Consider the following 21,562-nt stretch of genomic DNA (forward strand, 5'->3'; position numbering starts at 1 on the left):
TGTCGCATTTGTCAGACAAAAGAGTTGCAAGCTGCAAATGATATCGATAACAATCGAGATGTAGCCGGTAAGGCGCGCCGTTCGAGCGCGTCGCCTGCTCGGGAGTGAAACAGGGCGCGCCAAGCGCTCGACGCCAACAGGAGAGCCCGCGTGAGGCGGGACGAGACAGACCGCGCTAGCGTATCGGGCGCAGGTCTCGCAGGAGGGGAAACCATGCGAACCGAATTCCGCGCGCGGCTTTTGCTGACCGCATCGACCGCCGCCGTCGTCCTGGGCGCGGCCGGCCTGGCTCATGCCCAGACGACCACGACCGCGCCGGCCGCCGAGGACACCGTCGAGGCGGTGGTCGTCACCGGCATCCGCCAGAGCCTGCAGTCGGCCGTGCAGGTGAAGAAGAACACGATGGAGGTCGTCGACTCCATCCGCGCCGAGGACATCGGCAAGCTGCCCGATCCCAACGTCGCCGAGACCCTGACCCGGATCCCGGGCGTGCAGGGCTACCGCTACGGCGGCGAGGGCGCCTCGCCGGTCGGGGTCGGCTCGGGCCTGACCATCCGCGGCCTGTCGGGCCAGACCGCCTCGCAGGTGGACGGCCGCTCCTACTTCACCGCCGGCGGCAGCGAGTTCAACATCGAGGGCGCCATCCCCGGCATGATCGCCGGCCTGGACGTCTACAAGAACCCCTCGGCCGAGCACATCGAGGGCGGCATCGGCGGCCTGATCGACATCAAGACCCGCCGCCCGCTCGACCTGCCCAAGATGTCGGGCAGCGTCGCGATCTCGGGCCGCTACAACGACATGGTCCAGCAGATGCAGCCGGAATATTTCGGCCTGATCTCGCACAAGTGGGACGTGGGCGAAGGCGAGATGGGCCTGCTGCTCGGCGCCAACTACCAGAAGAGCTGGAACCGCTCGGACAACGCGCCTGGCCCCGGCGGCACGAACCTGCGCCGCGTGGCGCGGGCCGACAGCGGCGACTGCAACGCGACCAATCTGGGCTCGGCCTACAACGCCAGCTATACCGGCCGCTCCGACGTCTCGTGCCTGATCTCGGTGACCGACGCCCAGGCCCTGGCCATGTCGGCGACCGACCGCGCCAACCTGGTCAACATGGCCGGCGTGCAGATCAACATCAACGAAGAGGACATCCAGCGCACCCGCAAGGGCTTCGCCGGCGCCTTCCAGTGGAAGGTGCGTCCGGGCCTCGAGTTCTATGTCGACGGCAACTACAACTCCTACCTCTACCACCAGAGCTATCGGTTCCTGAACGGCTCGGACAGCCGCTACGTCCAGGGGCTGACGACGACGGGCTTCAGCACCACCGAGGGCCTGGCCAACCGCAACAGCAACGGCGGGACCGACGAGGTGCTGGCCGGCCAGCGCTTTTCCAGCGGCACGTTCCTGGGCTCGACCTTCAGCTCGATCGGCGGCGACGAGCATCGCCTGTACGAGACCTGGATCCTGGCCGGCGGCGCCAAGTGGTCGCCGACCGACGACCTCGACCTGAAGGCCGACCTCTCCTACGTGAAGGCCGACCAGAGCCAGGACAACCGCTCGGTGACGATGACGCCGAAGGCGGGCCTGACCTGGGACGTGAAGCGTTCGATCGGCACGCCGCAGACCGTCTCGATCAGCGGTCCGGACCTGGCCAATCCGGCCAACTGGGTGCTGGTCAACTACGCCAACGGCACCAACAACGTCTATGACGACGCCGGCCTGGCCGCCCAGTTCGACGGCAAGCTGCGCATCCACGACAGCTTCATCAAGGATGTGAAGTTCGGCGCGCGCTACTACCGGAAGAAGTCGAAGTTCTACAACTACTCCTTCAGCGGCAAGAACCTGACGACCGACGGCTTGGCCCTGACGGCCACCCAGTCGAACGGCATCCTCGCTTCGACCGTGCAGGACCTGGTCGAGGGCTCGCACACCAACTGGTTCGACGGCGAGGCCGGCTATGGCGGCGGCTTCCTGACCTTCTCGCCCGACGCCCTGCTGGGCGACAATGTCCGCAACCGCTTCGCCCTGGCCGGCATCCCGTCCGAGGACTCGCTGCCCGAGGTGCTGCTGTCGCGCCGCAAGGCGGTGGAAGAGACCCTGGCCGCCTACGGCGTGGTCGACTTCGCCTTCCTGGACGACCGCATCCGCGGCAACGCCGGCGTGCGGGTGGTGCGCACCAACCTCGACGCCGAGGCCAGGGTCACCGACACCAGCGGGACGACCTCGGTCATCGTCCCCAACACCAAGAGCAACGAGTACACCGACGTCCTGCCGACCCTGAACGTCACGGGCTACATCCAGGACGACCTCTTGCTGCGCTTCGGCTTCGGCAAGGGCCTGACCCGTCCCAGCGTCGGCGACATCAACCCGACGGTGTCGGTCAACCTGACCAGCGGCACGGGTAGCCAGGGCAACGCCAATCTCGAGCCGCTGCGGGCCTACAGCTACGACCTGTCGCTGGAGAAGTATTTCGGCTCGACCAGCTACGTCTCGGCCGCCGCCTTCTACAAGAAGGTCGACGGCTTCCCGATCGGGGTGGAGAGCTGCCAGACGGTGGCGACCTCGCAGCCCTATACCGGCGTGACGCCCAACAACTGCCCGACCGGCCAGTTCCGCATCACCCAGACCCAGAACGCCGACCCCGGCTTCGCCAAGGGCGTGGAGTTCGCGGCCCAGACCTTCTTCGACTACGACTTCGTGCCGGAGTTCCTGCACGATTTCGGGGTCCAAGGGTCGTACACCTGGGTCAAGACCGAGCTGCCGATCCTGATCAACGGCAAGGTCGTCAAGGTGCGCCAGCCGTTCCAGTCGGACCAGAACTGGAGCCTGGCGGGCCTTTACGAGAACAAGAAGGTCTCGGCCCGTCTCGTCTACACCTACCGCTCGGACTACGTGCTGTTCGGGGTGTCGGCCAACCCGATCGACGGCCGCTACCTGAAGGGGTACGGCCTGCTCGACGCCTCGGTGAACCTCAACCTGCGCGACGATCTCACCCTGTCGTTGACGGCCTCGAACCTGACCAACAAGGCCCCGATCCGTTACGTCGGCGAGCCGGACAACGGCTACGACACCGACCTCCTGCGTCAGTACTTCATGAACGGCCGGGTCTACGGGATCAGCCTCCGCTACAAGTTCGGCGGCTAGCACCGATCCTTTCCTCTCCCGAGGTCTGGGCGCCGTCCGCGAGGCGGCGCCCTTTCTTTTGGCCGGAATAAGGGGGCGTGGGCTCGGTTGAAACGCTTCCGATACGCCCGACAGGGGGCGACATGCTCCGGCTGTTCACCGTAATCGGGCGCACATCCGCGGGACTCAAAAACACACTGAACTGACCTGTGAGGCCGCAGTCGGCGGCCGGGAAAGCGGTCAGCATGTCGATCTACGAAACCGTCTACAGACTGATGGTCTCCCTGCCCTCGGCCGACGGCGAGATCCACGAACCGGTCAAGGCCGCGATCCGCAGCGCGGGCGTCCGCAACCGCCAGATCCTGCTGTCCTATCCGCCCAAGGTCGGCGGCACCTTCATGCGCACGGCGCTGATCCACCTCTTGAGCAAGCACTACAAGGCGGGGCTGTCGCGCGGCTCCTACGCCAACTGCGACCACTCCCGCGACCCGTACTTCCCGCTGCTGCTGAACCAGCACCTGGTCAAGGGCGAGCGCCCGCAGGCGACGGTGATGCACCTGCACATGTACCCCAACCGCCATGCGACCGACATCCTGGAGGTCTTCGGGGTGTCGGTGGTGCTGGCCTCGCGCAACATCTTCGACGCCCTGGTCAGCCTGCGCGACATGCATGAGAAGGCCGAGGCCGACGGTCGGCGGATGGACGACGCCCTGCTGCATTCGGGCCGCAGCTACTACGAGATGAGCGCCGACGAGCGCCGCCACAGCCTCGTCCACATCGCGCCGCTCTGGTACGCGCGGTTCTACGGCCAGTGGTTCGACTACCAGCAGCGCTGCCTGGCCGAGGGGCGGGCAGCGCCCCTGTGGCTGAAGTATGAGCAGCTGCGCACCGACCCGCGCGGGGCCCTGGCCCTGCTCGCCGCCCATGTCGATCCAGGCAACGCCTACAGCGAGGCCGAGCTCGACGCGGCCCTGGCGCTCAGCCTGACCGACAAGGAGAGCGTGCGCCTCAACAAGGGCGTGGCCGGGCGGGGCGACGCCTTCTTCTCGGACGAGGAGAAGCAGGCGATCCGCGCCATCCTGGCCCCAGCGGGCGAGGACGCGCTGGTCGAACTGGGGGTGCTGTAGGCGTCGGCAGGTTATCCGAACTACCGGGCCAATAGCCTCGTCATCCTGGAAAGCCCGCAGGGCTTATCCGGGACCCAGGGGCCACGCGCGGTGAGGCGGCCCCTGGGTCCCGGCTCTGCGGCCCGCTTCGCGGACCTCCGGCCGGGATGACGGCTAAGGGGGAGCCCGTGGCGTACGATCGCTACCGGAACCTCAGGCCAACCACCTCGCCGGTGACGGCGATGTCGCCGTCCTGGGGGGCCTTTACCGACTTGCCGCCGATGGTCAGGTTCTCGATCGTGACGTTCTTGATGGCGGTGGTCGCCGACAGGCCGCGGATGATCGACGGGCTGGGCAGGCCCTCGCCGGTGAAGGCGACGTTGCGGATGGTGACGCCGTCGATCCCGCGCCCCGCCGCCTTGTTGTAGCGGGGGTTGTTCCCGGCCACGAGGTTGATCAGCTTGCCCTCCTCGATACGGTCGACGCGGATGTCGCTGAAGGTGATGTTCCTGATCAGGGTGCTGTCGCCGGAATAGGCGGCGATCACGCCCTCCCAGTCCGGATCGTCCTCGTCGAGATTGGCCACGTCGATGTTGGCGAAGGTCACGTCGCGGATCGTGCGCGGGTCCGAGTTGTCGCCGAAGTGGCCGACATAGAGGGCGTGGGCGACGTCGACCCACAGCCGCATGTTCGAGACCTTGATGTCGAAGGTGTCGCCCGGCGGATTGGGATCGGGAACGCCGGTCTGGGCGGCCTTGGCGCGGCACAGCGGGCAGTCGGCCACGGCGTAGACCACGACGGCGTCATCCGACACCCGCAGGTAGCCGTCGGCCACCGTCACGTGGCGCGAGGTCGAGATATTGATCCCGTCCGACCACTTGCCCGAGGTGAAGCCGGTCAGCTGGCTGACGCTGACGTTCGCGGAATTGCGGATGTTCATCACCCGGGCGGCGTCCTTGCGGTCGCTGTTGACGATGATCAGGTCGGAGACCTCGACGTTGCTGGCCTTCTCCAGGTCGATCGCCCGGCCTGGATCCCACAGAAGCCCGCGCCCGGAGATTTTCACGTCGCTGACGCCGGAAAGCTCGAAGGCGCCTTTCAGCACCGCCCCGCCGTCCAGATAGACCTTCTGGCCCGACTTGACCGGGAAGTAGTCCAGGCCCGCCGGCGGCGCATGGAAGCCGGGGCCGAAATAGACGACGTCGCCGCCGGTCGGGCGCGGCGGGGGCAGGGCGCCGGCCACGATGTGCAGGTTGCGCAGGCGGTCGTCGTCGAATTGCAGCGAAAAGCGCTCGGGCCTGGTCAGGGTCATGCGCAGGACCCGGCCCTGGCGCTGGGGCTTCACGGCGCTCGACAGCGGTGCGACCGAGACCTCGGAAAAGCGGCCGTTGTTCTTCATCACCTCCAGCTCGACCGTCCCGTCGAAGTCGAAATAGACCATCGAGGCGTTCTGCTTGGTGTCGGTGTCGACCTGCACCCGGTATTCGTAGAGGTCGCGCCAGGCGCCGCCGGGCTCGCGCACGCGGACGGTGAAGTCGTCGTTGTGAGCCGTGTACAGCAGCTGCGGCGGAACCGGATAGGTGCGCAGTTCGTCGGCCAGAGCCGTTCCGCCCAGCATCAGCAGCGCGGCCAGCGCCGTCGCGGCGCGTCTCTTCCCGTGGCTCATCGGTTTCCCGCCCGTGTTATTGATCTTGTGATATCGATATCAATGACGAGAGGGGTAGGCAAGCAAGCGGTTAGGGGACAGGGAGCTCATCCGTCGATCCCCCAGCTCCGTCTGTCCCCGCGAAGGCGGGGATCCAAGCTGGCTTTCAGGATGCGGCGCGGACGTGGGCCGTCCAAGGACTCGGCTTGGATCCCCGCCTTCGCGGGGATGCTCGGTGAAAAATGGCGCCTTCGCCCGGGATGTCGGCCAGAGTCTTCAGGCCGCCGCCGCCTGCCGCACGCGGTCGGCCACGAAGGTCATGTGGTCGGGCATGGTGTCGGCCGAACGGGCGATGACCGCGCGGATCTCGTTCATGCGGGCGCGCAGCAGGTCCTCGCTCATGACGTCGGCCATCGGGTCCCAGCCCTTGGGTTTGAGCCCCTGGCCGACCATGACGGCGAACCAGGAGGTGTCGTTGAACAGCTCCTCGTTCTCGCGGAAGATCCGGCCGTGGCTCTCGAAGACGGCGATCTTGTCGGCCAGGTAGTCGGGGATCGGCATCTCCCGCAGATAGTCCCAGTAAGGCGTGTCCGAGCGCTCGGTGGCCTTGTAGTGCAGGATGAGGAAGTCGCGGATCTTCTCGTACTCGAAGGTCATCACCCGGTTGTAGCGGTCGATGTCGGGCTGCTGGAACCGGCGGTCGGGGAACATGGCCAGCAGGCGCGAGATGCCGACCTGGATCAGGTGGATGCTCTGGCTTTCCAGCGGCTCCATGAAGCCGGCCGACAGGCCGATGGCCACGACGTTCTTGTTCCAGCTCTTCTTGCGGCGGCCGGCCTTGAAGCGCAGCAGGTTGGGATCGGCCAGGGGCTCGCCGTCGAGATTGGCCAGCAGATAGGCCGTGGCCTCGTCCTCGCTGATGTGCTGGCTGGAGAAGGCGTAGCCGTTGCCGATGCGGTGCTGCAGCGGGATCCGCCACTGCCAGCCGGCGGGGCGGGCGGTGGCGCGGGTGACCGGGTCGGTCGAGCCGCCCGAGACGCAGGGCACGGCCACGGCGCGGTCGTTGAGCAGCCAGTGCGACCAGTCCTCGAAGCCGCTCTTCAGCGCGCCCTCGATCAGCAGGCCCCGGAAGCCCGAGCAGTCGATGAAGAGGTCGCCCTCGACGAGCGTTCCGTCCTCCAGCGTCACCGACTCCACGAAGCCGTCCGTCCCGCGCAGGCTCACGTCAGTGATCTTGCCCTCGATGCGGCGCACGTGGCGGGCCTCGGCGTAGTCGCGCAGGAAGCGGGCGTAGAGGCCGGCGTCGAAGTGGAAGGCGTAGGCGATGTCGCCCAGCGGCGAGTTCTTCTGGCCTGTCGGGCGCTGGAACTTCGCCTGGGCGGCGGCCAGCGATTGCAGGGAGTATTCGGAAAGATCGGCGGCCTCGCCCATGGCCTGGTAGCGCAGCCAGTAGGCGTGGAACGACACCCCCTCCATGTCGACGCCGTAGGGGCCGAAGGGGTGGTGGTAGGTGTGGCCGATCTCTTTCCAGTCGCGGAACTCGATGGCCAGCTTGTAGGTGGCCTTGGTGCGGCGCAGGAAGTCGTCCTCGTCGAGCCCCAGCATGCGGTTGAACATGTTGATCTGGGGGATGGTCGACTCGCCGACCCCGACCGTGCCGATGGCCTCGCTTTCGATCACGGTGACCTTGGTGACCCCGTCCTTGAGGAAGCGCCCCAGGGCGGCGGCGGTCATCCAGCCGGCCGTGCCGCCGCCGACGATGACGACGTGGCGGATGCGGTCGTTCGTCATGCGGGAACTCCTGAGGGGGCGGGCTCGCCGCAGTAGCGGGCGACGAAATCGGCGTGGCTGGGCATGGCCTCGGCGGTGCGGGTGATCAGGGCCGAAAGGTGGGTGAGGCGCTGCAGCACCTGGCCGTCGGGCAGGCTGTCGACCAGCGGGTCCCACTCCTCCGGCACGATGCCCTGGCCCAGCAGCACGGCCAGCCAGTTGGGCTCGTGGAACAGGTCGTAGTCCGAGGGGAACCAGCGGCCGCGATGGGCGAACAGCTCCATGCGCCGGGCCAGGCTGTCGGGCACGGTCATCGACGACAGGTAGCGCCAGTAGTCGTTGTCGTCGCGGCGGGTGGCGTGGAAGTGCAGCACCACGAAGTCGCGGATGCGGTCGACCTGCTCGGCGGTCAGGCGGTTGTATTCGTCGATCTCCAGCGGATCGACGCCGTTACCGGGGAACAGGGCCAAGAGCTTGGTGATGCCGGCCTGGATCATGTGGATGCTGGTGCTTTCCAGCGGCTCGATGAAGCCGGCCGACAAGCCGATCGAGCAGACGTTCTTGTCCCAGGCCCGTTCGCGACGGCCCGGCGTGAAGCGCAGGAAGTTGGGCTCGTCGGTCGGCCGGCCGTCGAGATTGGCCAGCAGGGTGTCGAGCGCCCGCTCGTCGTCGATATGGTGGCTGGAATAGACGTAGCCGTTGCCGATGCGGTGCTGCAGGGGGATGCGCCACTGCCAGCCGCCCTCGCGGGCCGTGGCCCGGGTGAAGGGCGTCAGGCCGTCGCCGCCCAGCTCGCACGGGATGGCCACGGCGCGGTTGTTGGGCAGCCAGCGGCTCCAGTCCTGGTAGGGAACCTTCAGGGCCTGGCCGATCAGCAGGCCGCGGAAGCCCGAGCAGTCGACGAAGAACTCGCCCTCGACGCGGCGGCCGTCCTCCAGGACCACGGCCTCGACGAAGCCGGTCTCGGCGTGCTGGTCGACCTGCGCGATCCGGCCCTCGACTCGCGTGACGCCCCGCGCCTCGGCGAAGCCGCGCAGGAAGCGCGCGTAGAGACCGGCGTCGAAGTGATAGGCGTACTTCAGGCTCGACATCACCTTGGCCGGATCGGGATCGGGCAGGGCGAAACGCCAGCGGCGGGCGGCGGCCTCGGTCAGGTTGAAGTCGCCGATCGGCCCGGCCTGGCTGGCGAACTTGCGCCAGACCTGGTGGAACTTCACGCCCTCCAGGTCGAGGCCGAAGGTCCCGAACGGGTGGTGGTAGGTCTCGCCGATCGCGCCCCAGTCGACGAACTCGATGCCCAGCTTGAAGCTGGCCTTTGTGGCCCGCATGAAGGCGCGCTCGTCCAGGCCCAGCATGGCGTTGAAGGTCAGGATCGGCGGAATGGTGGCCTCGCCGACGCCCACCGTGCCGATGGCCTCGGATTCGACGAGGGTGATCTTCAGGCCCTGGGCGCTGAGGGTCTTGGCCAGGGCGGCGGCGGTCATCCAGCCGGCCGTGCCGCCGCCGACGATGACCACGGACTTCAGCCGTTGGTCTGACATGGTAAGCCCCTTCCACCCCGAAGATCTTATGTCTGGACGGCCTTTTTCGACCGTTTCAAGCGGGTCGTAAATTGACGACGCTGTCGGCCTTTGTCACCTCGCCTTCGCCAAAAAAGCGCGACGGGGCGTCCGGCGTGAAGAAATAGTCCATTGAAAACAGCGTATTGACCGTCTCGTTGCATCAGATTGCAGAGTTCTTTCAACGCTCTTGACGTGGTCGACCTTTGCCATATCATCAGACCAATAATGGTCTCGACATATGACCAATGGTAGCGCTACCGAGCTACCGGGACTGGGGAGGAAGACAAGAATGAGCTCCGCAAAAGGAGCGTCCGCGACCCGTGGGCGCCACACTCTCGGCGACAATCTGAAGTTCGGCCTGCGCTGCGGGGCCTCGGCCCTGGCGATCAGCCTGGTGTTCGGCGCATCGGCCCTGGCGCAGACCGCGGCCAAGAAAGACGCCACCGAGGACACGGTCGACGAGGTGATCGTCACCAGCATCAAGCAGAGCCTCAAGAGCAGCCAGCAGCTGAAGCAGTCGTCCGAGATCATCGGCGACTCGATCACCGCCGAGGACATCGGCGCCCTGCCGGACCGCTCGGTGACCGAGGCCCTGCAGCGCGTGCCCGGCGTGTCGATCAACCGTTTCGCCGCCGGCGTGGACCCTGACCACTTCTCGGTCGAAGGCTCGGGCGTCGTGGTGCGCGGCCTGAACTTCGTGCGTTCCGAGCTGAACGGCCGCGACACCTTCACCGCCAACAACGGCCGGATCCTCAGCTTCGCGGACGTGCCGTCCGAGCTGATGGGCGGCGTCGACGTGTTCAAGAGCCCCTCGGCCGACCTGATCGAGGGCGGCATCTCGGGCACGGTGAACCTGCGCACGCGCCTGCCGTTCGACAGCAACAAGCGCATCCTGTCGCTGTCGGCCGAGGCCAGCTACGGCGACATGGTCAAGAAGTGGAAGCCGACCTATTCGTTCCTCTACAGCGACCGCTTCGACACCAACATCGGCGAGATCGGCGTTCTCGCCAGCTTCGTGAACTCAGAACTGGCCAGCCGCAGCGACGCCATCCAGGTGTCGAACTTCGGCTGCCGCACCAACCTGGGCGTCACCACCGGCGACTGCGGCAACGGCACCAAGGGGGTGTGGTTCCCGCGCGGCGCGGCGTTCCGCTCGACCACCAACGAGCGTGAGCGCCAGGGCCAGGCCGGCGCCATCCAGTGGCGGAGCAACGACGGCACGATGCAGGCCGCGTTCCAGTACCTGCGGTCGAAGTCGACGACCAAGTGGACCGAGCACGCCGTCGAGATCGCCACCGACAACGTGACCAGCAACGGCGACTCGCGCCCGGCCGCCGGCACCACCTTCACCTTCGACGAGGACGGCGTCTTCACGAACGGCGTCATCACCGGCACCACCGGCTGGCGCGCCGACCAGACCGGTTCGGATCCGCGCACGCCGATTAACGGCCTGCAGTCGAACAACATCCGCCGCGACGAGCAGACGACCAACCTCACCACCGACTACGGCTTCAACTTCAAATGGACGCCGAACGAGCACTGGGGGATCCAGTTCGACGCCCAGCACGTGGATTCCAAGGTCGATGCGATCAGCATGGGCCTGTGGGGTTCGACGTTCCAGAACGCCGCGATCACCCTGAACGGCTCGGACGCGCCGACCGTGACCTTCCTGCCGCCGGCCAACGGCACCTCGGTGGTCACCTGCACGACCTACAGCGCCAGCTGCCCGTCCTACGCCCAAGGCTCGCACACCAGCCTGAGCGACCCGTACAACAGCTTCTGGCGCTCGGCGATGGACCACATCGAGCAGTCGGAAGGCACCGAGGACGCGGTCAAGATCGACGTCGAATACAAGTTCGACAACGACACCTGGCTCGACTCGATCAAGGGCGGCGTCCGCTGGTCCGAGCGTGACCAGACCACCCGCTTCTCGGCCTACAACTGGGGCGTCATCAGCGAGATCTGGGGCAGCGGCGGCCCGGTGTGGATGACCGACGCCATCAACGGCAACCCGACCACGGCCGGCGGTTCCGACAGCACCGCCCTGGTCGAGAAGTACGTCTTCGACAACTTCATGCGCGGCAAGGTCGCCGTCCCCACCGGCTCCGACGGGCGGCTGTTCTATTCGCAGAACCTGATCGACAACTACGCGGCGGTCTCGCAGTTCGCCCTGTCGGTGGGCGACGAATGGCGCACGCGCCTGGTCAACGGCTGTCCGCAGAACTGGGTGCCGCTGGCGCAGCGCTGCAACGTCGTCTCCGGCACGCCCTTCCGCCCGCAGGAGATCAACCCGGTCAACGAACAGACCGAGTCGGCCTATCTGATGGCGCGCTTCAAGGGCGTGACCGGCGACTACAAGATCAGTGGCAATGTCGGCCTGCGCTACACCACGACCGAGCGCGTCGCCGACGGCTACCTGGCCTTCCCGCTGGTCTCCAGCCTGCCGACCGAAACGGACTGCGCGACAGTTCCGGTCGGGCAGACGCCCTCGCCGTTCTGCCAGCTGACGCCGGCGGTCCGCGCGGCGTCGCGCCAATGGGCCAACGGCGCCCTGGTGCCCAGCCGGGTCAGGACCTCGTTCGACTACCTGTTGCCGAGCTTCAACCTGAAGGTCATGGCGCCGCACGGCCTGCAGTATCGCCTGGGCCTGTCGAAGACGATCACGCCGCCCGACATCGGCCTGACCCGCAACTTCTACAACCTGACCCTCAACACCAACGCCGACGGCATCACCAACGGCGTGCCCAGCGGCAACGTCCCCGTCGGCAATCCCTACCTGAAGCCCACCCAGTCCAAGAACATCGACGCCTCGGTGGAATGGTACTTCGCGCCGGTCGGCTCGCTGACCTTCGCGGCCTTCTGGAAGGAACTGACGGACGTCGCCTACAACAAGACCAGCCGCGTGCCGTTCACCAACAACGGCGCGACCTTCGACGTGGTCGTCACCCAGCCCGGCAACTCCGACGTCAAGGCCACGGTCAAGGGCTTCGAGATCGGCTACCAGCAGTTCTACGACTTCCTGCCCAAGCCGCTGGACGGGTTCGGCATCAACGCCAACTACAGCTACATCGAAAGCAGCGGGGTGCCGCAAAGCACGCTGTCGGCGACCGACCCCGACGTGGCCGCCGGCCGCATCACCACGGTCGACACCAGCAAGCTGCCGCTGCAGGGCCTGTCGAAGCACAACGTCAACTTCGCGGCGATCTACGAGAAGGGGCCGGTGTCTGCGCGCCTGGCCTACAACTGGCGCTCGGACTTCCTGCTCACCGTCCGCGACGTGATCGTGCCCTACGCGCCGATCATGAACGAGGCGACGGGGCAGCTGGACGGTTCGTTCTTCTACACGATCAATCCGAAGATGAAGATCGGCGTCCAGGGCGTGAACCTGCTGAACGAGACCACCCGTACGACCCAGGTGCTCAACAGCAACCTGCTGAAGACGGGCCGCTCGTGGTTCGTCAACGACCGGCGCTACACCATCGTGTTCCGCGCCAGCTTCTAGATCTTCGACCGGGCGCGCGGCTCGCCGCGCGTCCACCTTCCTGCCGACTTCCCCCGCGCATCGTCTACCCTGGCGGTGCGCGGTTTCTTTTGAGTGCGAGGCTTCCATGATCAATCGCCGCCGCGTGTTGTTGGCTGCCGGCGCAGCAGCTTTCGCGTCGCCGGCCCTGGCCGCCGGCTCCTCGCTGAAGGATCTCGCCGCGAAGAAGGGTCTGGTCTTCGGCGGCGCCGTCGGGGCGGGGGCGCCCGGCTCGCTGACCGGCTCGTTCGAGGACGCCCGCTACCGGGCGCTGCTGGCGGCCGAGTGTGGGGCGCTGGTGCCCGAGAACGAGCTGAAGTGGTACGTGCTGCGGCCGGCCGAGCAGGCCTTCGCCTTCGAGCGCGCCGACCGCATCGCCGCCTTCGCGGCCGAGAATGGCCAGGCCCTGCGCGGCCACACCCTGCTGTGGCATCATCCGCAATGGTTTCCCGGCTGGCTGAAGGGCTACGACTTCGGCGCCAAGCCGGCCGCCAAGGCCCAGGCGTTGATCACCGAACACATCGACCGGGTCTGCGCCCGCTATCCCCAGGTCTATTCCTGGGACGTGGTCAACGAGACCGTCGACCCGACCGACGGCGCACTGCGCCGCACGGTCTTCTCCGACGCCATGGGCGGGGTCGAGCCGGTGCTGGACCTGGCCTTCCACGCCGCCCGCCAGGCCGCGCCCAAGGCGAGGCTCGTCTACAACGACTACATGAGCTGGGAGGCCGGCAACGAGAAGCACCGCTACGGGGTGCTGAAACTGCTGGAGGGCTTCAGGAAGCGGGACGTCCCGGTCGACGCCCTGGGGATCCAGAGCCACATCGGGGCCGAGAACGCCGACAGCTTCACAGGCTTTGGCCGGCCGCAGGAGAAGGACTGGCGGGCCTTCGTCGATGCGGTGACGGGCCTGGGCTACGACCTGGCGCTGACCGAGTTCGATGTGCACGACAAGGGCCTGCCTGCGGATTTTGCGGCCCGCGACGCGGCCGTGGCGGCCTATGGCAAGGCGTATCTGAATCTGATGCTCGACTACCGCCAGACCAGGGAGCTCTTGGCCTGGGGGCTGGTCGACAAGTACTCGTGGCTGCAGAACCAGTGGCTGCGCCAGGACAAGGCCCCCAAGCGGCCGACGCTCTATGACGACGCCTATCGGCCCAAACCCCTGCGCGAGGCGGTGGCGGCGGCCCTGGCCGCCGCGCCGGCGCGGTAGGGGAGGAGAGGGCGTTGCGGCGGCGGGACCTGCTGGCCGGTGCAGGTGTGATCCTGGCGAGCGGCGGGCCGGCCGCCGCCAGGGTCGCTGTGCTGAGCGGCGAGCAGGCCCATCGGCGGATGCTGGACCAGCTGGGGATCACGACCCTGCGCCCTGGCATCGACGGCCTGAACCCGAACGCCGCCAACCCGGTGAACTACGACGAGGCCAGGGCGGGGCCGTTCAGCCTGCTGCCCGATCCCCTGGCCCTGCCGGACGGGACGCCGGTGCGCGATCCCAGCACCTGGTGGACGGTCCGCCGGCCGCAGATCGTCGAGGCCTTCGCCCGCGAGGTCCACGGCCGCGCGCCGCGCGGCCTGCCGTCGCCGGTCTGGCGGACGGTGAAGACCGAGCGTGTCGTCCGGGGCGGCGCGGCGGTGGTCGAGCGGCGGCTGGCCGGCGACATCATTGCTCACGGCCGCACCGTGACCATCGATCTGGTGGTCGGCGCGCCGGAGAGCGCCGCAAAGGTCCCTTGCGTGATCGAGCTGGGCTTTCCCGACGGGCCGCCGTGGCTGCGCGGTCGTGCGCCGCCTTCGGGGCCGGACTGGCGCGACGCGGCGATCGCCCGGGGCTGGGCCTATGCCGTCTACGTCCCGACCAGCGTCCAGCCCGACGATCCCGGCAAGCTTCAGGAGGGGATCATCGGCCTGGCCAATCGCGGCCGTCCCCGCTCGCCCGACGACTGGGGCGCCCTGCGCGCTTGGGCCTGGGGCGTGTCGCGGGTAGTCGACCTGTTCGAGGCCGATCCGGTGGTCGACGCCCGCCGCGTCGCCGTGGCCGGCATGTCGCGCTACGGCAAGGCGGCGCTGCTGGCCATGGCCTACGAGCCGCGCCTGGCGGCCGGCTACATCGCCTCGTCGGGCGAGGGCGGGGCCAAGCTGCATCGGCGCCGGCGCGGCGAGCAGGTCGAGAACCTGGCGGCCGTGGGTGAGCACCACTGGATGGCGGGTAACTTCCTGCGCTACGCCGGGCCGCTGAGCGCCGACGACCTGCCGGTGGACGCCCACAGCCTGATGACCCTGGCCGCGCCCCGGCCGCTGTTCATCGGAACGGGCGCGGATGCGACCGACGGCTGGGTGGATGCGCGGGGCATGTTCATGGCCGCGGCTGCGGCCTCGCCGGTCTGGCGGCTGCTGGGCGGGCAGGGGCTGGATCGCCAGATCTTTCCGCCGCCCCTGACCTTGACGCAAGGCGATGATCTGGTCTTCCGCCAGCACGCGGAGGGGCATACGCCCGGGCCGAACTGGCCCTATTTCATGGATGTCGCCGAGCGCGCCTTCAGGCGGGCGGAGTAAGGCGCGGGCCCCATTGCAGGTAGGCGGCGAAGGCCAGCGAGCCGATCACCACCCAGCCGACGAGGAGCGCGAACATCGGATGGCGCTGCCACCAATGCGCTCCGTTCAGCGCGCCGCCAGAAGACCTGGCCATGACGTTTCCTTCCCGACGAGCGAAGAACGGTCTAAGTAGAAAACAGCCGTTCTTCTTCTCAGACCAACGAGAGCCCTCGGTTTTTAGTGTGCTCTCGTTCGGTCGGATGTCTATTCTGACATTTCGTCGCACAAATAACACGAGTCGCCGAATATGCGCACCGCTCTCATCGCCCTGGGGTTGATTCTCGCCGCCGGTCCGGCCCTGGCCCAGGCGCCGTCGCCGGCTCCGGACGTCACCGTCAACGCCGCCGGCGACAACCTGGCCAGGTCCACGGCCTGGCTGGCCGCCAACGCCAAGCAGCCGGGCGTGATCAGCCTGCCGTCGGGCCTGCAGTACAAGGTCACGACCTCGGGCGCGAAGACCGCGCCGTCGCCGAAGGAAGGCGACGTCATCAAGGTCCACTACGAGGGCAAGCTGGTGGACGGCACGGTGTTCGACAGCTCGTTCGAGCGCGGCCATCCGATGATCGCGCCGCTGGGCGGCCTGGTGCCGGCCTGGATGGAAGCCATCCCGAAGATGAAGGTCGGCGACGAGTGGACCCTGTTCGTGCCGCCGAGCCTCGGCTACGGCGACCGCGACGCCGGCCCGATCCCGGCCAACAGCGTGATGATCTTCCGCGTGAAGCTCATCGACATGATGACGGCGGACTAAAGAGAAACCTCCCCCTGTGGGGGAGGGGATCGCGTAGCGATCGGTGGGGGGCGTGACTGCTGAGCCGGCAAACGCCAAGGCGGCTGAAACCGCCCCCCCACCGGCCTTCGGCCGCCTCCCCCAGAGGGGGAGGTTCCTTACTTCCTCGACTTCATCAGCGGCTGAATCTTCGTGCCGAAGTCGTCCATGCCCTGGACGAAGTCGTCGAAGGTCAGCAGCACGCCGCCGGTGCCGGGCACTTCGGCGATCTCGTCGAGCATGCGGGCGATGCTCTCATAGCTGCCCACCAGCGTGCCCATGTTGAGGTTCACCGCCGATTCCGGGGCGGCCAACTGGGCGGTGTTGGTGGTCGAGCCGGCCGCCGCGTTGGGCGCGGCCTGGTTGGTCAGCCAGGCCAGGGCGTCCTGGTCGGCGCCGTCACGATACTTCTGCCACTTGGCCAGCGCCTTCTCGTCGGTCTCGTCGGCGATGATCATGAACAGGATGAACGACGCCACGTCGCGGCCGGTCTTGGCGGCGGCCGCTTCCAGCCGCTTGTTGACCGAGGCGAAGGCCGTCGGGGTGTTGGTGCCCTTGCCCAGGGCGAAGCTGTAGTCGGCGTACTGGGCGGTGAAGGCCAGGCCCTCGTCCGACGAGCCGGCGCAGATCAGCTTGGTGTCCTGCGGGTGCGGGCTGACCCGGCAGTCGTCCATGGTGAAGTACTTGCCCTTGAAGTCGGACACGCCGGTGTCCAGCAGGTCCTTCAGCACGGTCGCGTATTCGGCCAGGTAGTTGTAGCGGTCGGTGTAGTGGCCCTCGCCGGGCCAGAGGCCCATCTGCGAGTACTCGGCCTTCTGCCAGCCGGTCACCAGGTTGATGCCGAAGCGGCCCGGGGCGATCGAGTCGATGGTCGAGGCCATGCGGGCGACGATCGCCGGCGGGATGGTCAGGGTGGCGACGGTGGCGAAGATCTTGATCTTCTCGGTCACGGCCGCCAGGCCCGCCATCAGGGTGAAGCTCTCGAGATTGTGCTCCCAGAACTGCGTCTTGCCGCCGAAGCCGCGCAGCTTGATCATCGAGAGCGCGAAATCGAGCCCGTACGCCTCGGCCTTCTGGACGATGGTCTTGTTGAGCTCGAACGACGGCATGTACTGCGGCGAGGTCTCGGAGATGAGCCAGCCGTTGTTGCCGATGGGGATGAAGACGCCGACCTGCATGGTGTTAGTGCCCCTTTGAAGAGTGTTGTGGCTTGGCCAGGAAGATGCTCCCCCTCTGGGGGAGCTGTCGGCCCCCGGGTCCGGCCAAGGGCCGGCAAGAGGATAAACTCCGCCGACTGAGGGGGTGAGCGCCGCGTCGGCCCCCTCCGGCCCTCTGGGCCACCTCCCCCAGAGGGGGAGGATCTAGAACGAACGCCGCCCCGCTCATCCGTCCCCCTCCAGGAACCTGACCAGCGAAGCGTTGAACCCTTCCGCATCCGTCACCGTCGAGGCGTGGCCGCCCCAGGGCAGGACGTCGAGCACGGCGTTGGGCAGGCGTTCGGCGAGGCGGTGGGCGCAGGTGACGGGCACCAGCATGTCGTCGGCGGTGGCGCTGACCAGCACCGGATGAGTGATGCGCTGCAGGTCGTCATCGACGTCGAAGGCCAGCAGGGCGCCGATCCGGGCCAGCATCACCGCCTTGGGCGGGAAGCCGGCCACATGGTGCGGTTCTTCGGCGGCCAGGCGGTCGCTGTTCTGCGAGATCCAGGTCGCCGGATAGAGGAACAGGGCCTGGGCGTGCACATAGGCGGCCGGGCCCGTGTCGTTCAGCAGGTGCAGGCGCGTGTCGAAGCAGCGCTTGATGTGCGGATCGGGCCGCGACCAGCCGTTGACCACCACCAGCTTGCCCAGGCGATCGGGATGCGACAGCGCCAGGGCCAGGCCCGCATTGCCGCCGGCCGCGTGGCCCACGACATGGGCCTTGGCGATCCCCAGGGCGTCCATGACCTTGACCATGTCGTCCGCCATGTCGGCGACGGCGTAGGGCTTGTCGATCGGCAGTTCGCGGACGCTGCGGCCCGTGCCGCGATGGTCGTACAGCACGACCGGCCAGCGCGCCGTCAGGGCCGCCATCTGCGGCCCCCAGAAGCTGCCCGAACCGCCCAGGCCCGACGACAGCAGCACGACCTCGCGGCCGGCGATGGGGCCGCCGTGGAGCTCGTAGTGGATGCCGTCGACTGTGCCCGACGTCATGCCCGCACCCCAATCCGCTCATCCCCGCGAAGGCGGGGACCCAAGTTGACTCTCGGGTGCAGGCGCGGTCGAGCCGAGATCCGCAGACTCGGCTTGGGTCCCCGCCTGCGCGGGGATGCTCGGAGGAAAAGTGACTGGGCCAGGATCATACGGATCAGCGTTTGCCGATGTGGGCGACGGTGGCGATCTCGACCAGGAAGTCGGGGCGCACCAGGCCGCACTGGATGCAGTAGCGGGCCGGCTTGTCGCCCGGGAAGTACTCGGCATAGACCTTGTTGATGGTCTGGTAGTTGGCCCAGTCGGTCAGGAAGATGTGGTTCATGGTCACGTCCTCCATCGTGCCGCCTGCGGTCTCGATGACCGACTTGATGGTCTCCAGCACCTGCCGCGTCTGGCCCTCGGCGTCGCCGACATGGGCGACGTTGTTGTCCTTGTCGAAGGCCAGGGTGCCCGAGACGTAGACCACGCCGTCGGCCAGCGTGCCCGGCGAGAACGGGGCGATCGGCGTGCCCGTGCCGGGCGGGGTGATGACGGTCTTGGGCATCGGGTCCTGTCCTTTCGTAATTAAGTTCTTCATTCCGTCGGCGGACGGAAAGCCTTGCTGGCCGAGCGCTAGACGCGCCTATTTCGGCGCGATCTGGCCGAACGCGCCCTTGAAGTCGGCCACGGTCGAGACCCAGCCGAAGAAGGTCTCGATGTTGTAGAGCGTGGCCTTCTGGACGAAGTCGGGGCCGGCCTGGTGGGTGGCGTCCTCCAGCACCGTGCCGAAATATTCGAGGAAGAAGCCGTCGCGCAGGGTCGACTCCACGCAGACGTTGGTGGCGATGCCGACGAAGACCAGGTTCTTGATGTTCCGGCTGCGCAGCACGCTGTCGAGCTGGCTGTTGAAGAAGCCGGAATAGCGGGTCTTGTGCAGCTGGATGTCGCCGGGCTGGGGCGCCAGTTCGTCGACCAGCTCGTAGTCCCACTGGCCGCGGGCCAAGAGCTTGCCCTGCAGCTCGGGCTTGGCGCGCATGGTCTTCAGCGCGTTGGACTTCCACCAGTTGGGCGAGCCGGGGCCGCCGGCCTCGACATATTGGTCGTCCCAGCCGTTCTGGAAATAGATCACCTGCATGCCGGCGGCGCGGGCCGTCTCGAGCACGCCCTTGATCTGCTGGATGCAGGCGGCCGCGCCGCTGATGTCGAAGCCGGCCAGATCCAGATAGCCGCCCGGAGAGGCGTAGGCGTTCTGCATGTCGATGACGATGACGGCCGTGCGCTCGGGCGCCAGCGGGATCGGCTCGGGCCGGGCCGGCAGCATCACGGAGTCATCGGTCGCGATCATATGGACGCTCTTCCCTCAGGCGCAGCTCTGGCGGCCGCATCCCGGGCGTCATGGAAGATCAATCTACGCGGCGACGCAATACGATCGATCCGACGGCGCCCCAGGATGGGTGCAGAGCGGATCGACCATCACCATGAGCGGAAGAACGCCGGTCAAGCGCCGGGCCGGCGCTTCGCGCCCGCGCCCGCGGCTGCCCGTTCAGACGTCGAACACGGAGGGCTCGTCGCCCAAAGCTTGGGCGCCGGACGGATCGGGCAGGCGCACCGACAGGGCGCAGACCAGGCCCGTCGGCAGATATTCGAACACGGCCTCGCCCTTCAGCTCGTTGCGCAGGCTGGCGGCGATCAGGCGCGAGCCGAAGCCCTTGCGCTGCGGCGGGCCGGAAAGCTTGGGGCCGCCGCTCTCCACCCAGCGCAGGGCCAGATGCCGTGGATCCAGCGGGTCGCGCCGCCAAGTCACCTCCACCCGGCCGTTGGGCGTCGAGAGGCCGCCGTACTTGCTGGCGTTGGTGGCCAGTTCGTGGAAGACCATCGACAGGGCCAGGGCGGCGCTGGGCGGCAAGGCGGCCGGCGGCCCCTCGCAGCGGGCGCGATCGCCGTAGGGCTCCAGCGTCTGGCGCACCACGTCGATCAGGTCGGCGCTTTCCCACACGGTGCGGGTCAGGAGGTCGTGGGCGCGGGCCAGGGCGTAGAGCCGCTCGTTGAAGGCGTTGAACCCCGGCGCGGCCTCGCCGCGGCCCAGGCTCTGCAAGGCCAGGGACTGCACGGTCGCCAGGGTGTTCTTCACGCGGTGGTTCAGCTCGTTGATCATCAGCTGCTGGCGGGCGGCGGCGCGCTTTTCGCCGGCCTCGCGGGCCCGTAGCTGGTTGGAGGCCGCGTGCAGGGCCTCGCGCACCTCGCCGATCTCGCGCAGGCCGCCGCTGGTCTGGGCCGGCATCTCGCCGCCGGCCGCCATGATCCGGGCGTCGGCCACCAGGGCCCGCACCTCGCCAGAGATGCCGCGCGAGAACAGCAGGGCCGCCGTGGCCCCGATGGCCAGCAGGACCAGGCCCGCGGTGACCAGCAGGGTCAGGGACGACAGGTTTGCCCGCTCCAGCTCGGCGCGCGGCACGCCGACGATGAAGGTCCAGCCGTAGGCCGCCGAGCGGCTGAAGGCCGACAGGGTGGGGGTGCCGTCGAGGGTGTAGGTCTCGAGCACGCCGTCGTTGTCGCGCGCCATGGCGTCCAGCATCGGCTTGCTGGCCGAGCGGCCCAGCATCTTCTGCTGATCGCGCGAGCGGGCCACCAGCTTGGCGTTGCGATCGACGATGCTGGCCGTCCAGCTTTCCGGCACGCCCTGGGCGGCGAACAGCGGGGCGAAGGCGGCGGGGGTCTGGATATAGGCCAGGTCGTAGAGCTGGCCGGCGACGATCACCGGCATGTCGATGGCCACGATCGGCTGCTTGGCGATCTTGCCGAAGGTCAGGTTCGAGACGGTGGTGCGGCCCGAGCGCACGGCGGCCCAGCGTTCGGGCGGCAGGCCGGCGCTGCGCGGCGGCGTCTGGCCGGGCGGCAGGCGGGTGTTGACCACCTGGCCATGGGGCGAGATCAGCACGATCCAGGCCGCGTCGGCGCCGACGGCGGCGCGGGCCTGGCGCTCGAAGCTTTCCAGGTCGCCGGAAGCGAGGGCGGGCGAGACCGACAGGGCCTGCAACGTGCTCTGGCCCTGGGCCAGCTGGCGATCGACGGCCAGGCCCAGCGCCCGGGTGGTGGCCACCAGCTGCTGCTCGTAGCGGCCTCGGCTCTGGCCGTATTCGGCGCGGGCCAGCAGGGCCATGAACACGATGGCGGGCGCGACCAGGCACAGCGCCATGATCAGCAGGCGCCGCCGTACGGTGGGCGGCCCGGCTGCGGCGGTTGCGGCGTCGACCTGGGTCATGTCTCTGGCCAAACGCGAGCGGCTCCAACTTGAAGTCGCAAGACAAGAGGG

15 protein-coding genes are annotated in these 21,562 nt (G+C 67.9%); 6 read left to right on the top strand and 9 right to left on the bottom strand.

What is annotated here, in order from left to right:
• The first annotated feature begins 213 nt into the window (after positions 1-213).
• Positions 214-3,141, top strand: coding sequence for a TonB-dependent receptor (locus tag AC07NS_RS24885; RefSeq protein WP_494607679.1), 2,928 nt, complete (start codon positions 214-216; stop codon positions 3,139-3,141).
• Positions 3,142-3,365: 224 nt separating this feature from the next.
• Positions 3,366-4,247: a hypothetical protein gene (locus AC07NS_RS24890; protein ID WP_494607681.1), complete on the top strand. Its 882-nt coding sequence runs from the start codon at positions 3,366-3,368 to the stop codon at positions 4,245-4,247.
• A gap of 181 nt (positions 4,248-4,428) precedes the next feature.
• Here the strand turns inward: AC07NS_RS24890 and AC07NS_RS24895 are convergent, their stop codons facing one another.
• From AC07NS_RS24895 to AC07NS_RS24905, 3 genes are all read right to left on the bottom strand, one after another.
• A complete protein-coding gene (locus tag AC07NS_RS24895) occupies positions 4,429-5,892 on the bottom strand; it encodes a glycosyl hydrolase family 28 protein (RefSeq protein WP_494607683.1) in 1,464 nt (487 codons plus the stop codon).
• 255 nt (positions 5,893-6,147) lie between these two features.
• Positions 6,148-7,662: a tryptophan halogenase family protein gene (locus tag AC07NS_RS24900; RefSeq protein ID WP_494607685.1), complete on the bottom strand. Its 1,515-nt coding sequence runs from the start codon at positions 7,660-7,662 to the stop codon at positions 6,148-6,150.
• Positions 7,659-9,182 carry a tryptophan halogenase family protein gene (locus tag AC07NS_RS24905; RefSeq protein ID WP_494607686.1) on the bottom strand — a complete coding sequence of 508 codons (1,524 nt, stop codon included), beginning with the start codon at positions 9,180-9,182 and terminating at the stop codon, positions 7,659-7,661. The genes AC07NS_RS24900 and AC07NS_RS24905 overlap by 4 nt, the downstream gene beginning before the upstream one ends.
• A 310-nt stretch (positions 9,183-9,492) precedes the next feature.
• On the opposite strand from AC07NS_RS24905, the gene AC07NS_RS24910 reads away from it, so the two are divergent.
• The 3 genes from AC07NS_RS24910 (at position 9,493) to AC07NS_RS24920 (ending at position 15,273) form a co-directional block, all read left to right on the top strand.
• Complete coding sequence (locus tag AC07NS_RS24910) at positions 9,493-12,705, top strand: TonB-dependent receptor (RefSeq protein WP_494607687.1); 3,213 nt, start codon at positions 9,493-9,495, stop codon at positions 12,703-12,705.
• Between the two features lie 106 nt (positions 12,706-12,811).
• The gene (locus AC07NS_RS24915; protein WP_494607688.1) at positions 12,812-13,936 is read left to right on the top strand and encodes an endo-1,4-beta-xylanase; all 1,125 of its coding nucleotides are present in this window, start codon (positions 12,812-12,814) and stop codon (positions 13,934-13,936) included.
• A 14-nt stretch (positions 13,937-13,950) separates the two neighbouring features.
• The gene (locus AC07NS_RS24920) at positions 13,951-15,273 is read left to right on the top strand and encodes an alpha/beta hydrolase family protein (protein WP_494607690.1); all 1,323 of its coding nucleotides are present in this window, start codon (positions 13,951-13,953) and stop codon (positions 15,271-15,273) included.
• Here AC07NS_RS24920 and AC07NS_RS24925 read toward each other — a convergent pair.
• Entirely contained in the window at positions 15,257-15,406 is a 150-nt protein-coding gene (locus AC07NS_RS24925) for a hypothetical protein (RefSeq protein WP_494607692.1), read from the bottom strand. The genes AC07NS_RS24920 and AC07NS_RS24925 overlap by 17 nt on opposite strands.
• A gap of 153 nt (positions 15,407-15,559) precedes the next feature.
• On the opposite strand from AC07NS_RS24925, the gene AC07NS_RS24930 reads away from it, so the two are divergent.
• Positions 15,560-16,060, top strand: coding sequence for an FKBP-type peptidyl-prolyl cis-trans isomerase (locus AC07NS_RS24930; RefSeq protein ID WP_494607694.1), 501 nt, complete (start codon positions 15,560-15,562; stop codon positions 16,058-16,060).
• Positions 16,061-16,197: 137 nt separating this feature from the next.
• Here AC07NS_RS24930 and rutA read toward each other — a convergent pair whose 3' ends face one another.
• The 5 genes from rutA to AC07NS_RS24955 all read right to left on the bottom strand — a co-directional run bounded on the left by rutA (position 16,198) and on the right by AC07NS_RS24955 (position 21,511).
• Positions 16,198-17,256, bottom strand: a complete 1,059-nt coding sequence (gene rutA / locus AC07NS_RS24935; protein ID WP_494607696.1) for a pyrimidine utilization protein A — start codon at positions 17,254-17,256, stop codon at positions 16,198-16,200.
• A gap of 204 nt (positions 17,257-17,460) precedes the next feature.
• Positions 17,461-18,270, bottom strand: a complete 810-nt coding sequence (gene rutD / locus AC07NS_RS24940) for a pyrimidine utilization protein D (RefSeq protein WP_494607698.1) — start codon at positions 18,268-18,270, stop codon at positions 17,461-17,463.
• A 154-nt stretch (positions 18,271-18,424) separates the two neighbouring features.
• Positions 18,425-18,814 (bottom strand): pyrimidine utilization protein C, encoded by a 390-nt coding sequence (gene rutC, locus AC07NS_RS24945; RefSeq protein WP_494607700.1) that lies wholly within the window; start codon positions 18,812-18,814, stop codon positions 18,425-18,427.
• A gap of 78 nt (positions 18,815-18,892) precedes the next feature.
• Complete coding sequence (rutB, locus tag AC07NS_RS24950) at positions 18,893-19,594, bottom strand: pyrimidine utilization protein B (RefSeq protein WP_492857338.1); 702 nt, start codon at positions 19,592-19,594, stop codon at positions 18,893-18,895.
• A gap of 198 nt (positions 19,595-19,792) precedes the next feature.
• Entirely contained in the window at positions 19,793-21,511 is a 1,719-nt protein-coding gene (locus AC07NS_RS24955) for a sensor histidine kinase (RefSeq protein ID WP_494607702.1), read from the bottom strand.
• Positions 21,512-21,562: the final 51 nt, after the last annotated feature.

Source organism: Caulobacter sp. GW821-FHT10A10, from assembly GCF_059415745.1.

Bases quoted from the DNA above. Each gene is read 5' to 3' on its own strand.
- AC07NS_RS24885 (WP_494607679.1), top strand. From the start codon at position 214: ATGCGAACCGAATTCCGCGCGCGGCTTTTGCTGACCGCATCGACCGCC.
- AC07NS_RS24890 (WP_494607681.1), top strand. From the start codon at position 3,366: ATGTCGATCTACGAAACCGTCTACAGACTGATGGTCTCCCTGCCCTCG.
- AC07NS_RS24895 (WP_494607683.1), bottom strand. From the start codon at position 5,892: ATGAGCCACGGGAAGAGACGCGCCGCGACGGCGCTGGCCGCGCTGCTG.
- AC07NS_RS24900 (WP_494607685.1), bottom strand. From the start codon at position 7,662: ATGACGAACGACCGCATCCGCCACGTCGTCATCGTCGGCGGCGGCACG.
- AC07NS_RS24905 (WP_494607686.1), bottom strand. From the start codon at position 9,182: ATGTCAGACCAACGGCTGAAGTCCGTGGTCATCGTCGGCGGCGGCACG.
- AC07NS_RS24910 (WP_494607687.1), top strand. From the start codon at position 9,493: ATGAGCTCCGCAAAAGGAGCGTCCGCGACCCGTGGGCGCCACACTCTC.
- AC07NS_RS24915 (WP_494607688.1), top strand. From the start codon at position 12,812: ATGATCAATCGCCGCCGCGTGTTGTTGGCTGCCGGCGCAGCAGCTTTC.
- AC07NS_RS24925 (WP_494607692.1), bottom strand. From the start codon at position 15,406: ATGGCCAGGTCTTCTGGCGGCGCGCTGAACGGAGCGCATTGGTGGCAG.
- AC07NS_RS24930 (WP_494607694.1), top strand. From the start codon at position 15,560: ATGCGCACCGCTCTCATCGCCCTGGGGTTGATTCTCGCCGCCGGTCCG.
- rutA (WP_494607696.1), bottom strand. From the start codon at position 17,256: ATGCAGGTCGGCGTCTTCATCCCCATCGGCAACAACGGCTGGCTCATC.
- rutD (WP_494607698.1), bottom strand. From the start codon at position 18,270: ATGACGTCGGGCACAGTCGACGGCATCCACTACGAGCTCCACGGCGGC.
- rutC (WP_494607700.1), bottom strand. From the start codon at position 18,814: ATGCCCAAGACCGTCATCACCCCGCCCGGCACGGGCACGCCGATCGCC.
- rutB (WP_492857338.1), bottom strand. From the start codon at position 19,594: ATGATCGCGACCGATGACTCCGTGATGCTGCCGGCCCGGCCCGAGCCG.
- AC07NS_RS24955 (WP_494607702.1), bottom strand. From the start codon at position 21,511: ATGACCCAGGTCGACGCCGCAACCGCCGCAGCCGGGCCGCCCACCGTA.